Raw genomic sequence first — 12718 nt, forward strand, 5'->3', positions numbered from 1 at the left:
CGCTTATACTTAGCAATACGTTTAAACAATTAAACCATATAGCGGAGTGGAGCCATGAGCGAATTTATCGGCAATCAGAAAGCAATTCACATTTTTGAAAGTTTAAGCCCTTATTTTCAAGGCTTGGGGGACCCTGTTCGCCAGCAAATTATATCGCTGCTTATCGATAAAGACAGTATGAATGTCACGCAAATTGCCGAGCATATTCCAATGTCGCGGCCTACGGTATCCCATCATCTGAAAATATTGCGCCAGACAGGGCTGCTTACCGTTCAGAAAAAAGGAACTGAAATGTACTATCGGCTTGAAATCAATGACGCTATTGCGCTTATGAAACAGCTTGTCCAATTCGTGGAAGAGGAATGCCAATGCTAGTGCCAATATCCAGGCTAGCATGATGACATTCCTTTTTTAAACGACTATATGTTGAATAACTTAAACGTATAAACATTTAATCGGAGGTTCATTTTATGCAAAGAAGCAAAGTTCTCATTGTTGGGGGATATGGCGAAGTTGGCAGGCAGATCGCCCACATCTTACTTGATCGGCATGCGGATTTGGAAATTGTATTGGGAGGAAGGTCTCCGGGGAAAGCCGCAGCCTTTGAGTCTGAACGGGTACATACTGCCGTTGTAGATACGAATGCGGAAGATCCGCTGCAGCATGCAGGCGAGCATATCTCGCTCATCATCAGCGCAGTCAACGATTTGCAGGATAAGCTGCTTCTAGCTGCCGTGAGAAGAAAAATCCCGTTCATCGACGTTACGCGCTGGACGGAGTTATTCGAGCAGGCTTCTGCTAAATTGAGAAATGTGGAGCTCCATGCCCCTGTCGTGTTATCTTCAGGCTGGATGGCGGGAACGGCTTCTCTATTCGCTATGCTGCATGCCGATTCGCTTGAGAACGTAGCAGTCGATATTCATGCCCTATACTCCCTGCGGGATAAAGCGGGCCCAGATTCTACAGCCTATATGGATCGGATGACGATCCCTTTTCATATTACGGAAGCGGGAAAAAGCCGCCTTGTACATCCGATGACCGATCCGGTGAAGGTCCAATTTCCCAATGGCTATAAGGCAAAATGTTATCGGCTTGACACCCCCGATCATGTGACCCTGCTTAAGGCCAGCCATATGGATACAGCCAGCTTCCGCATCACCTTCGACAGCAAGGCATCCACCTCTTTGCTTGTGGGACTCGTTAACAGCGGCATATGGAAAATGATCAGCGGAAAAAGGTTCCGTTCGTTCAGACAACGCCTGCTCTACAATCCAGGTACCGGCAGCGCCCATCATGTGCTTATTCACCTAAAGGGACGTGACCATAATGGCCGCCCGGCTGAGCGGCGAATCGCCATTACGGATCCGCTTGGCCAGACTCACCTTACTGCTCTCGGAGCGGCTGTCCAAGCCGAGAAATTGCTGTTAATGCCAGAAAACGAACCGCTCGCTCCCGGCGTTTATTATCCAGAAGACCTGCCGGATTCGCGGATGGATACTGCTGCGATTATGGACTTTTTCAAACAATATGGCGTTCTTGTCTCCTACTAAATTAGAGCGTCATAAAACTTCCATATCTGGCCAAATATAGTTCTTTTTCTTTATAATCCGGCATAATGCTGCCTACGCGCCGCCAAAAGGAGCGGTCATGATTCATGTGGAACAGATGGCAAAGCTCATGGATAATGACGTAATCAATCACATCAATTGGTGCCATCGCCAAACGATAGTTGAAGGTTAAATGCTTGCTTGAGCTGCAGCTTCCCCACTTCGTCGTGGACTCGACAATCTCAACGGATTTGGGCTTTATTCTCAGCTGCGCCTGATAAATAGGCAGACGTTCCCCCATTATTTTTTTACAGCTAGCAAAATAAAACTTCTTGAGGTTTTTTCGAAGCTCCTCCTCTGTTAAACCATCGGTCTCCATTAACTCATGCAGCAAATGCTCTTTGCCAAGGTAGAGGAATTTCTCTTTATCTTGGTATTGCTTCGTTTGGGGCGTTTTTGCAGCCTCCGCAAGATGCTGCGTTTGCTCCAAAATCCATTTCCCATGCCGCTCGACTGCCCGTTTAATGACCTCTTCACTTGCTGCTTTCGGAGCTTTAACGGTGATAAAGCCTGACGGCTCAATCTGAATCGATATTTTCTTCTCCCGATTGCCGTATTCAACATGAAACGATAGAGTTTGATTTTCAAATTCAATGTTCATCGGCTAATTATAGGTCATCCAGGCTGTCGTGCCGAGCACTTCAAAGTCTTGCTTAAACCAGAAGTTGCGCGATTTATCCAGCGTGTACACATACATTCTCTTTTTGGGATATTTCGCTTTAAGCCAGTTGATAAAGGAAGCCGCATGCCCTTTGCCTTCATATTCCTTTAACACATCCAGCGCTTCTATAAAAACAAAATCCTTTTTATTTTTAATATCGATATAAAAGTCCTTTTCCAAATATTTTTCGTCATCGCTAAAATAATCTTTTTCGGCTTTTTCAATGAGCTGCTTGCCGCTCGCATATTCCCAAATAACGCCGTAGCCGACCATCGCCTCTTCTGCTTCAATCACATAAATGTTTTCCGGCAGCTCCGATTGGTCCTTCTGGCTCAACTCGCTTGCATGATAGGTCGTCGTAATCTCGCCGAGTGTGTTCTGCATTTCTTTATCAAATGGTTTCGCTATAATGGTAAACATGATTTTGATCTCCTTTTTGTCTGAAAGCTTATATTGTTAGTCGCTCTGACTCGTGACCGTTATCATACCATACTCGGTGTAACAAGGTGAAACGGCTCTCGCCGTCCTCTGGCGGCGCGGCGCGTTTCATTCCGAGAAATATAGAGAAAGGATAACGTTAGGATATCCTTTCCTATATTTCAAGCGTAAACGGCTGTCGCCGTCCTCTGGCGGTAAAGCTACCGTTTCGAGGATGAAATATAAGCCCATTATAAGAGTGCAACTTATAAATGCTTATATTTTGAAAAAAATAAAAAAAGACACGGAAGCATCTCTCCATGTCTTTAGGAAACAAATTTTCACTAGCTAAATAATTTCTATATAGTTGAACTATTAATTAGTATGAGGATCATGGTCTCCACTGCAAGAAAGGTTGGACTTCCGGCCGCTGTTGTTTTCTGATTTCTTGCTTCTATTCCTCATTGAGGATGAAATAAGAAAACAAATGCGGACGCTAAGCAAATGCTTACGAAGCGGCTTTCCTTTGGATAGCTTTACTCACTCCAGTTCCAACCTTTTTCTCCGTTTCTCCCCTCCCCATTGCTTTCTTTAGTTCAACTTATATAGATTCTATTTCAATTCATATTTAGCTATTTTATTTGCTTTTTCGAAGTGAGAAAACACGGTATTGTCATTATAATAAATGATTTCAGCATCAGTATCATTTAATACGAACTCTTGAAGTACAGATAATTTTTTCTGATCAAGAACATATTGAGCTGTTCTAAGATTTAATAATATATTATCGTCTCCTGTTATTTCTGCTAGTGGATATATCTGAATTTCAGTATTCAAATTACTAAATGTTCGCTTTGCTACAAGTCCCTTAGTATTATACAATGAGACCGTTTTATTTAAGTAAACCATGTAATTGTCTCCGGCTGCAACGATCTCTGAGTTTCCTGGAATATCACGTCCCCACAACACCTTGCCTTTTGATGAAAGGGCTATGAGACGATTGCCTGTTTTGTTCAAATTAGCCCTAAAAATAATATTTCCATTAGATAACAGCAGAGAATAGCTTAGATCTGTATAAGAGCCTTGCGGAAAGCTATAACGAAAAACTCTGTTCATCGAAGAATTGTAGATATCCGCTTTAAAATCGGTATAGGATGCCGAATGATTTTCCACTATAATTAAAGTATCCGATACTTTTGCAACGGTACCTTTAATTAATTTTTTGAATATTTGTTTACCTTCCTTATTATATCCATACACCGTACTAGTTTCCTCTCCAGCTTTAGAAGAAGTAGAAACAATATGCAGCAATGTGCCATCTTTCATTAAGTGCATTTTTCCTTGCTCTGGAAGTTGAATCATCCAATTTTCTTTGCCGCTTGCATGAATTGAAAAGAGAACATTTCCCCATTCAAAGTAGGCATAAACCGTTCCATTGGGAGCGTATAAAAAAGAATTTTCTGTATTAAAATAACCAATGCCTGCTTTATAAAAATGATACGTCCATTTAATTTTCCCTGTGTCTAAATCAATAGCCTTCAGAGTATCATAAGGCCATACTTTGGTATAAACTTTTTCATCTTGCATATGCATATAAACTGTTTTTTTGTTCGGCAACACATGAATGTCCCTCTTTACTTCCAGATATTCAGAGCCAGTCCCTTGTGTCCATTGAGGAGTAGGCAGCTTGCTCCACTTTTCTGCCGAAACGCTTGCACTGGATGATAAGAATAATAGACAAGAAACTAACAGAACAGCAATTGATTGTTTCATGGAAAATACAACCTTTCGATCATCAATATTTGGCCCATCTCTTTCATTAAGAATGAAAGAAATGGGCCAACTTTTATATACAAAATACGACTATAATTTTATATAGATTTAAATTCCCAATTACAGCATCCTATATGCTGCCGCTGCTTCAGCCTTACAAAGTCCCAATCCGCTTCGACAGCTCTGCCAAATCCTGCCCCTTCAGTGCGCCTTCCACCAGGGTAGGGAGCAACGCGGGCGTGCAGGCAAAACACGGTGTGCCATCGCGGGACAGCTGTTTAGCAAGTCCTTCGTCATAGAATGGCTTGCCTTTGTCCGACAAAGCCAGCAGGCACATCGTCCGTACACCCGATTCCCGCATTTCACGCATTCGGCGTATAAGCCCGGACTGATTGCCGCCTTCATAAAGATCCGAGACAATAATGAACAGCGTTTTCTTAGGCTCCTCAATAAATTGCTCACAATATTTGACCGACTTATGAATATCCGTACCACCGCCGAGCTGAATGCCGAACAGCATATCGACGGGATCGTTAGCACATTGCACTGTCAAATCCACGACCTCTGTATCGAACACCACTACTCTTGTATTTAGAGCCGGAATGCTTGCAAAAATCGAGCCAATAACCGAAGCCCAAATAATCGAATCGGCCATAGAGCCACTCTGATCAATATCGATAATAACCGTCCATTCTCGGCTGCGCTGCGCCCTGTCAAAATAATAAAATTTCTCAGGAATGATTACCCGCCGCTCTGTATCATAATGCTTCAAATTCCGCTGAATGGTCCGCTTCCAGTCCAGCCCGCTTAGGGACGGCAGCGGCGAATGCTGCCGCTTGTTGAGCGCCCCCGTCACCGCGCGGCGAATATCGGTTTCCAGCAGCTTTACCAGTTCATCTACTACCGCTTTCACAAGCAGGCGCGCCGTATCTTTCGTTTTCTCAGGAATTTTCCCCTTAAGCGAAAGCAGCGTGCCAACGAGCTGAATATCCGGCTTTACGGAGGCGAGCAGTTCCGGCTCGAACAGCAGCTGCTTCCAGCCTTTGCGCTCCATTGCATCATTTTGAATGATAGACACGACATCCTCTGGAAAAAACGACCTGACATCGCCGAGCCACTTGGACAGGTGGAGCGCCCCATGTCCTGAGCTTGACCCTCTTCCGGCACCAGTGCCCGAGCCGCCCTTCGTGCTGCCAGCCGTGCCGCTTTCATCATAAATCGCTGCCAGCGCCGCATCCATAATAAGCTCTTCTTCCGTCAGGTCAAGCCGGCCAACCTCGCTGCAACTAGCCAGTTGGCTTTCCGCTTCTTGTCCCAAAATCAGCCGCCAGCGCGATACTGTATTTTCTTTCCGATTTTCCTCCATACGTTAAAGGTCCTCAAAATCAAAATCATTCAGATCGTCCAGCATTTTTATCTCTTCCTCCATTAGCTCACCCGTAATAATTTCTGCCGCTTGCTCGCCGCTGACTCCCCACAGCTCGCCCAGCAGCTCGCCAATCATCGTCTTCTCCCTTGAAGAGAAGGAGCTGAAGGCTCTCCGTAAAAAGACAAGCGCCCGTTTAAACTCATCGTCCTGCAGCGAATTAATGTAATGGTTCAGCTGTTCCCACAAGCTTGTCCGCGACAGCAGGCTGTAACGGTTGCGCATCGATAACCCTTCAAACCAGCCTGCACCAAGATCAGCCGTAATTCCGGGTGACAGACGCCGTGAAACTTCCGCAGCACACTGCTCAGCCGTAATCGCACCCCGTTCCATCAAAATAGCGCAGGCGAAGCCGGACAATTTGGGATTGCGGTCATCCCGCTCCGATAAATTCAGCAGCTCTTGCACCCACAGCTGGTCATCAATGATTTCACTATGATCCTGCGAAATGCGGTTTAGCTCATTTATCGCCGTAATCATGCCGCCTGCCGCTTCATCATTGCAGCCCGAGCCATCCAGCAAATATAAGGAGCCGCGGTGGAACAGCTGCACAAGCAGCGGAATGAGCGGCTCAGTATCTACCTTGCGAATGTCGCCATAGCCAATAATCATCGATAATTCCCGCGCTGCTGCTGCAATCTTCACGACATCGCGGCTGTCGGCAGCCAGCTTCTGCAGCACCCTGCTGCCTTCCTCCATCTGCGAGGTCATGCCACAGCAGCAAGCAACATGAATAAGTGCCGAGGCTTCTTCAATGGAACGGCAGGTAAGAAGCTTTTCACGAAGCATATAAGCACAAGCCACTTCGATAGTTTCCCCAAGCAGCGTCGCTTCTACGACTTGAATTTCAGCCTCCGGCGACCACTGGATGAGCCAATTTTCCGCCCAGGTTGCTCCTTCCTGACCGCTAGGCTGGCTCTTCACAAACGATATGCCCAGCAGAAGCAGCCGGTGAAATAAAATGGAACGGTTTAAGTCCAAAAAAGCAGCTTCCGCAGAAGCGACCCTGCGGTTTTCTCTGAGATCAAGCGTTAGGGTGCTGGCCACCGTCGTCTTGTACTTTTCCAGCTTTAATCTTTTTAGCTGCCGGTTCAAATCGTCCTGAATAGGGGTTTGACTTACTCCTTCGGCCAAGCTGCCTATAGCCGTTCCCACATCAACTCTAGCGAGCGCTTCTGCGACAGCAGATAACTCCCCATGCCCAAGCAGCGTTTGTGCAGCATCGTGGAGATCGCGCAAAGTAGGCGCGCTGCCATCATGCAGTGCGGCGAGCGACTCCGCCATACGCACAGCTTCAATAACCTCAGCGGTAGAGCGGTGAGTGCCGCCGCTCCTGACCAGTCTGGCAACCGATGCGAGATAACGGTGAGGAAGCTGCTCCAGCACTCCGCTCTCCATCGCCTCCCACATCATTTGAAAATAGTGGGGCGCATCATTTCCGGCACCATAACCTGACATCGTCGATAGCTTATAGTAGGAGTAAGGCATTAACGTATGCTTGGTGCTGCGGGAAGGAAGTCCCGCTGCCTCCTCATCGCTCATCGCCTCGGTCAAATCCGCCAGAGCAGCAGCATGATAGGCACCGCAGACGACCACGATACGCTGTGGATGATGGCCCGCTGCTATCGTTTTCTGGATCTGCCTCCGCATATAAGACTCCCGTAATGTATTATAGGCATGCTCGGCCGGGCGCTCGCGCTGCTCCTTCGCCTCGCCAAGGGTTCTCATCTCCGCAGAAAAAGCGAGAATGGCTTCCCGGTATGCGCCGGGATTGGCATTTTGCTCAAAGCTGCGCTCCCAATACATATCATAATCGCTTTCACCCGCAAGCTCGGCAATCCGGCTGTAAATGGAGCGCCTCTCTTCCCCTTCGGGTATAGCAGAAGGCTCCTTTTCCTTCGATCTAAGCGCGTCCTGCAGCGCCAGCGTCACCGATGAAGGAAGATCGATAAAAGCCGCAGCCGCGCCATGCTCCTTGGCCCATTTCATCGCCTGAAACTCCGGCGAATACACAGCGAAGGGCCATAGAACCGTACGCACCGGCAGCTCCTCCGTAAAAGCTAAAATGGCCGCTGGCAGCGTAGTAGCAGCATGTGTCAAGTGTTGGATCTCGCCAGTGGCATCGGAGGGGCCTTCAATAAGTACCGCCGTCGGTTGAACCTCATTCAGGTACTCCAGCAAATGCTTCGCCCCGCCAGGAGACAAATGGCGCACTCCGAAAATAAACACTTGATCCTCAGCATTTACATTCACTCGTTCATCTCCTTGCAGGCCTGATACAGTTCCCGCCACTGCGCTCCCCGCTTCTTCATGACGTTATCCAAATATTCCTTCCAGACCAGCTTGTCTTTGTCATCATCCTTGACGATTGCGCCCTGCAGCCCGGCCGCCAAATCGCTATCGGTCAGCTCTCCGCTGCCGAAGCTCGCTGCCAGCGCCATGCTGTTGGTTAGCAGAGAGATCGCTTCCGCGGTCGAGATCACACCAGCTGGCGATTTCAGCTTCTCTTTCTTGTCGAGTGTCATTCCGCTGCGCAGCTCGCGGAAAATCGTAACGACCTTGAGCAGCGCCTCATCTGCTGGAAGGGAAGCCTCCAGCTCATAGGATGCCGCAATTTCGCCGACCCGTTTTTTCACAATTTCAAGCTCTGTTTCCAGATCGGATGGTGCAGGCAGCACAATAATGTTAAACCGGCGTTTGAGCGCCGCAGACATTTCGTTGACTCCGCGGTCCCGGGTATTGGCTGTCGCAATAATCGAGAAGCCTTTGCGGGCGCTCGACTCTTTTCCAAGCTCGGGTACAGATATTGTTTTTTCAGAAAGGATTGAAATAAGCGCATCCTGCACCTCTGATGCACAACGGGAAATTTCTTCAAAGCGGGCAATGCCGCCATCCTCCATCGCCCGCATAATCGGACTTTTAACAAGCGCCTCAGGCGTAGGTCCATTAGCCAGCAGCATGGCGTAGTTCCAAGAGTAACGAACCTGCTCTTCACTCGTTCCCGCGGTTCCCTGCACGACCAACCCGGAATTGCCATAGATGGCGGCTGCCAAATTTTCCGACAGCCATGATTTAGCGGTGCCCGGCTCCCCAATTAGCAGCAAGGCGCGGTCCGTAACAAGCGTTGCAATCGCCATCTCGATTAAACGGGTATTGCCGATGTATTTGGGCGTAATAACCGTCTTGCCGGCTTTGCCGCCAATGATGAAGGTCAGCACCGAGCGGGGCGACATTTGCCAGCCTGCCGGAATTTTTCCTTTGTCCGCCTTGCGCAGCGCCTCCAGCTCGTGGCTGTATAAAACTTCCGCCGGCAGCCGCATCATATCCTGAAGCTGTTCTTGATTTGTACTCATTTGTCCATCTCCTTTAAGTTTAAATAGGCTGTTGAACATTCAGCGCTAAGGCAGCCCTTATTTTCGCAATAAGCCGATAATTTCTTCCAGTTGTCTCGCACAGTCGTATCTATAGCTCGGAAGAATAGCTTCCAAGCGGTCTGCATAGCTCTTAGGGAAATGAAACATCAAATGGAACAGATAAACGGAGAAGCTGTACAGGCTTCTGTCCTTTGAATCCTCCAAAATCTCCATCAACAGCTTGAGGCGCCGAGCTTCTTCCACTCCGGCATGCTCCAAGCCTTTAAAAACATGCTCGCCAATTGTATTTAAACCGCTTTTCTTCTTCTCTTTCCACTCTTCCAGACTCTGCAGCAGAAATTCTTCTACCCTCTTGTGTCCAGGCCGTGCAAAAACAGCAACCAGCTCCAAATGTTTACGATCAATGAGCCAGTCCAGCCAGCGGGCATCCCAAGCTTCAACCAGCGGCGCTGCGGTATTTATCTCCCCATTGTAGTAGTCATAGCTGACTACCATGTACTCCATCGTATCCAACAGCTGGCGCTCGCGAGCGCTTGATGCTTTGGTGACGACCGATTTCAGCTTGCTCGCAGTAGAACCTACATAATGCATGTATACTTCCTCAGGAGGTAAAAGGCGCTTCGCCATGCGGAATGAATAAGGCAAATAACGATGATTTTTGTTATCCAGCTCCTGCAGCAGACTTAATACTTCCGTTGAATTCGTTTGTTCCAAATATTGAGCTGCTTTGTCCAGCAGCGTAATCCAACTTAAAGAGGTGAAACGGTCCGCTTCACGTACAATCTGATAAAAAAGCGCCTCAAGCAGCGGCATGCGCACATATTCAAACGCTCTCAAAAACGGCTGGACTTTCGCCCACGCTTTATCGCTAGCCTTCTCATCCTTATTATTCACCGGAGCCTGATCCAGCTCCGTCCTAAGCAGAGGAATAAGCCTTTCCGTCAACGGCTCAGAAGGAAAGCGGTTGAGCGCCTCCGCCGCGAGCTCCTTGTCCTTTCCAGAAAATGCAGCAAATAAACGCTCTATGCCCTGCGCGGAAGCTCCTGCTGCCAACGCGGTATAAGCCGCTTCACGAATGAGCTTCTTTTTGTCCAGCGTCCAGCCTATTAAGGCATCTGTATACCCCTCATGAACGGCAAGACATTCGATGGCAGCGACCCTAATTTCATCTGCCCCATTCTCCGCCGCATCATAGATGAGCTCCAACTCCTCAGCACCACCTGCCTTATAAATAACACGCAGCTTGCGCACATCGCTTTTGCCGCCGGAACGGTTAAAGCATTGGATCAAATACGGAACTACAGCTGCGCCATAGGAGGGCAATATTTTATCCATAGCAAATTCGGCCATTTCAGAATAGGGGTCGTCCAGTGCACGAATTGCAAATGGAAATAGGCGCAAATCGTTGAACAGCCCTTCAGCAAAAGCATCGGTCACGATTTCGTAACGGCCGCTGCCTGTCGTAGAAAGCGCCTTTTGCACCTCGGCCAGCTTGCGATAGGAGTAGCTTGTGGATAATGGAATGCCTCCGCCTGCTATATCCAAAACCTCACCATCAACCGCCGTATGGCCCTGCGTGTATAGCACGGAGCCAAGCAGCATGGCCAGCTCTTGCAGCTTCACGGATGTTCCCGTGCCTTCTCCTGATTCAAGCAGCGCTGTGATGCCCTCTCCCAATCTTTTAAAAATCGCTGCGCGTTCGCCTAGCTGCTGGAATTGCGGCTGAAGGCGTTTTAGGCGAAAATCTCCCGGAGCCAGGTCGCTCCCGGCAATATAAAGCCTTCTTACCTCTTGATGAAGCTCTTGCAATAACGCTGTACTCATGGGCTGTCCCCCTAAAATTATGATAGAAGCTAGTATAAAAGCCGAGTTATGGCTTCACCCTTTATGATAGTCAGCGGCTGAGCAACAAGCCGCCCTTGGTCCATCCGGTGCTCAAACATGACCAGAACACAGCAGTCCTTCAGCTGAGAGTTATGCAGATAAGGCAGCAGGGATACCGTGCCTTGCGGCAGCGCTGAAATATCCTCCAGCACAAGCTGCCCTCCTGCTGCATCTATTAGAGCAAACTGCCCGCTTTCTGTTGTTCCGACTCTTGCGGCATGCAGCAGCATAACAGGCGACTTGTCACTGAGCGGGTTTTTCAGCTGGTTCTTCACGGTCTTGACAGCTTCCGCATAAGAACCGTTCGCCTTCGAAGAAACGTTCGCCAAATCAGCGGCTGTCACTGCTCTCGGCAGCATTTCCTCAAAGCGCACCCGGGCATTCATATCTCCTGGATACTTGTACAAGTAAGGCACCTGGGCGACTTCAAAAAAGCTGTCATCCTCGCGCATATGCTTTGCCGCTTTGCGGGGACGATATTGCACGGTGCGGTGAATTTCCCCGCTGGCCGCTTCAAGCCAATAACCAACATCCACAAACTCCTGGCGGGCGTCATCGTCATAGCTGTAGAAGGCCAGCTGCAGCAGCTCTGCTTGTTCCGTTACAAGACCAAATTCCTTCAGCTCGGTCAACTGCCAGGCATGGCCCAGCCACTCCTCAATCGTTGACGTATGATCCAGCGCGAGCTCCGGGTCGTCCAGCTTGGAGAGCAAATATGCTCGGCCTTTCTTGATAAATGCATGCAGCCTGGTCAGCTGTTCCGCCGCATAGGTATAACTTGCTTCACGGTCGCGACCACCTGCAAGCAGCAGCGCAAACCGCCGCAGCTCAATTTGCGCGCCCGACAAATAATAGTTGCCCAATTGTTTGACGTGCTCTTGGATAGCTTTAAGCATTTTGCTGTCGATGGTGCCAAGGCCGCTGCGAATAAGCGAGAGGATCAGCTTTTCCAGCACATCAAGCCCCTCTAGCTGGGAAGCTATTTTTTTCTTCAGCGCCGTCTTGTTCACCTTCTTCGGTTTGGGCGGCTCATCACTATTTTCCTTTTGCGCTTTATTTTCAACGCGTTTTTCAGCTTTTTCGCGTTTGCTTATAATATCTTCAGGAATCGGCGCCACTTCAAAGGACAACCCATCCGTGTATGCATACAACAAGCCTAAACCATGCTTGCAAGGAAACTGGCGGCTGGGGCATGTGCAGCGAAAGGTCGGCTTCTCTGGGATGATAAAGTCAACCGAGCACTCATAATTGGACTTGCCGCTGCCTGAGCATTGCCCAAACAATAGCTCCCCTTCTTCAGAACGGTTTAGTTGCACAAAGCTTTTTTTCTTAACTAGTCCTTGCCCGTTCTTAATAGCGGCAGCATTCGGAGCAAGCGAATCGACATAGGATGCTGAAATTTCAAGCAAAAAAGATTCCTCCCTACTCATTTCCTATAATTTACTTCACATTCTATTATAAGACATTTGCTATTATTTTTGATAGAGCACTAGAATCTGAATAAATCGCCGATTTAAAAATATATTGTTATAAAAATAGGTCTTTCTACACAGAAAATATTGTAATTAATCTATTT

General features: G+C 48.2%; 10 protein-coding genes. 2 read left to right on the top strand and 8 right to left on the bottom strand.

The window, feature by feature from the left end; translation table 11 throughout:
* Positions 1-54: 54 nt before the first annotated feature.
* Both WH37_RS08755 and WH37_RS08760 read left to right on the top strand, forming a co-directional pair.
* Complete coding sequence (locus WH37_RS08755; RefSeq protein ID WP_046230139.1) at positions 55-375, top strand: ArsR/SmtB family transcription factor; 321 nt, start codon at positions 55-57, stop codon at positions 373-375.
* A 95-nt stretch (positions 376-470) separates the two neighbouring features.
* Entirely contained in the window at positions 471-1550 is a 1080-nt protein-coding gene (locus WH37_RS08760) for a saccharopine dehydrogenase family protein (protein ID WP_046230140.1), read from the top strand.
* 1 nt (position 1551) lies between these two features.
* Here WH37_RS08760 and WH37_RS08765 read toward each other — a convergent pair whose 3' ends face one another.
* The 8 genes from WH37_RS08765 to WH37_RS08800 all read right to left on the bottom strand — a co-directional run bounded on the left by WH37_RS08765 (position 1552) and on the right by WH37_RS08800 (position 12551).
* A complete protein-coding gene (locus WH37_RS08765; RefSeq protein ID WP_046230141.1) occupies positions 1552-2208 on the bottom strand; it encodes a M48 family metallopeptidase in 657 nt (218 codons plus the stop codon).
* Positions 2209-2211: 3 nt separating this feature from the next.
* Entirely contained in the window at positions 2212-2688 is a 477-nt protein-coding gene (locus tag WH37_RS08770; RefSeq protein ID WP_046230142.1) for a GNAT family protein, read from the bottom strand.
* 609 nt (positions 2689-3297) lie between these two features.
* Positions 3298-4458 carry a hypothetical protein gene (locus WH37_RS08775; RefSeq protein WP_143088422.1) on the bottom strand — a complete coding sequence of 387 codons (1161 nt, stop codon included), beginning with the start codon at positions 4456-4458 and terminating at the stop codon, positions 3298-3300.
* 154 nt (positions 4459-4612) lie between these two features.
* Complete coding sequence (locus tag WH37_RS08780) at positions 4613-5824, bottom strand: VWA domain-containing protein (protein WP_046230144.1); 1212 nt, start codon at positions 5822-5824, stop codon at positions 4613-4615.
* 3 nt (positions 5825-5827) lie between these two features.
* Positions 5828-8137: a DUF5682 family protein gene (locus WH37_RS08785; RefSeq protein ID WP_046230145.1), complete on the bottom strand. Its 2310-nt coding sequence runs from the start codon at positions 8135-8137 to the stop codon at positions 5828-5830.
* A complete protein-coding gene (locus tag WH37_RS08790; RefSeq protein ID WP_046230146.1) occupies positions 8134-9237 on the bottom strand; it encodes an ATP-binding protein in 1104 nt (367 codons plus the stop codon). Before WH37_RS08790 ends, WH37_RS08785 begins: the two co-directional genes overlap by 4 nt.
* 57 nt (positions 9238-9294) lie before the next feature.
* A complete protein-coding gene (locus tag WH37_RS08795) occupies positions 9295-11082 on the bottom strand; it encodes a hypothetical protein (RefSeq protein ID WP_046230147.1) in 1788 nt (595 codons plus the stop codon).
* A gap of 29 nt (positions 11083-11111) precedes the next feature.
* Positions 11112-12551 carry an SWIM zinc finger family protein gene (locus tag WH37_RS08800; RefSeq protein WP_046230148.1) on the bottom strand — a complete coding sequence of 480 codons (1440 nt, stop codon included), beginning with the start codon at positions 12549-12551 and terminating at the stop codon, positions 11112-11114.
* Positions 12552-12718: the final 167 nt, after the last annotated feature.

This window comes from Paenibacillus algorifonticola (assembly GCF_000971975.1).
Taxonomy (GTDB): domain Bacteria; phylum Bacillota; class Bacilli; order Paenibacillales; family Paenibacillaceae; genus Pristimantibacillus; species Pristimantibacillus algorifonticola.

Excerpts from the sequence above, each read along its gene's own strand:
- WH37_RS08755 (WP_046230139.1), top strand. The coding sequence starts at position 55 with ATGAGCGAATTTATCGGCAATCAGAAAGCAATTCACATTTTTGAAAGT.
- WH37_RS08760 (WP_046230140.1), top strand. The coding sequence starts at position 471 with ATGCAAAGAAGCAAAGTTCTCATTGTTGGGGGATATGGCGAAGTTGGC.
- WH37_RS08765 (WP_046230141.1), bottom strand. The coding sequence starts at position 2,208 with ATGAACATTGAATTTGAAAATCAAACTCTATCGTTTCATGTTGAATAC.
- WH37_RS08770 (WP_046230142.1), bottom strand. The coding sequence starts at position 2,688 with ATGTTTACCATTATAGCGAAACCATTTGATAAAGAAATGCAGAACACA.
- WH37_RS08775 (WP_143088422.1), bottom strand. The coding sequence starts at position 4,458 with ATGAAACAATCAATTGCTGTTCTGTTAGTTTCTTGTCTATTATTCTTA.
- WH37_RS08780 (WP_046230144.1), bottom strand. The coding sequence starts at position 5,824 with ATGGAGGAAAATCGGAAAGAAAATACAGTATCGCGCTGGCGGCTGATT.
- WH37_RS08790 (WP_046230146.1), bottom strand. The coding sequence starts at position 9,237 with ATGAGTACAAATCAAGAACAGCTTCAGGATATGATGCGGCTGCCGGCG.
- WH37_RS08795 (WP_046230147.1), bottom strand. The coding sequence starts at position 11,082 with ATGAGTACAGCGTTATTGCAAGAGCTTCATCAAGAGGTAAGAAGGCTT.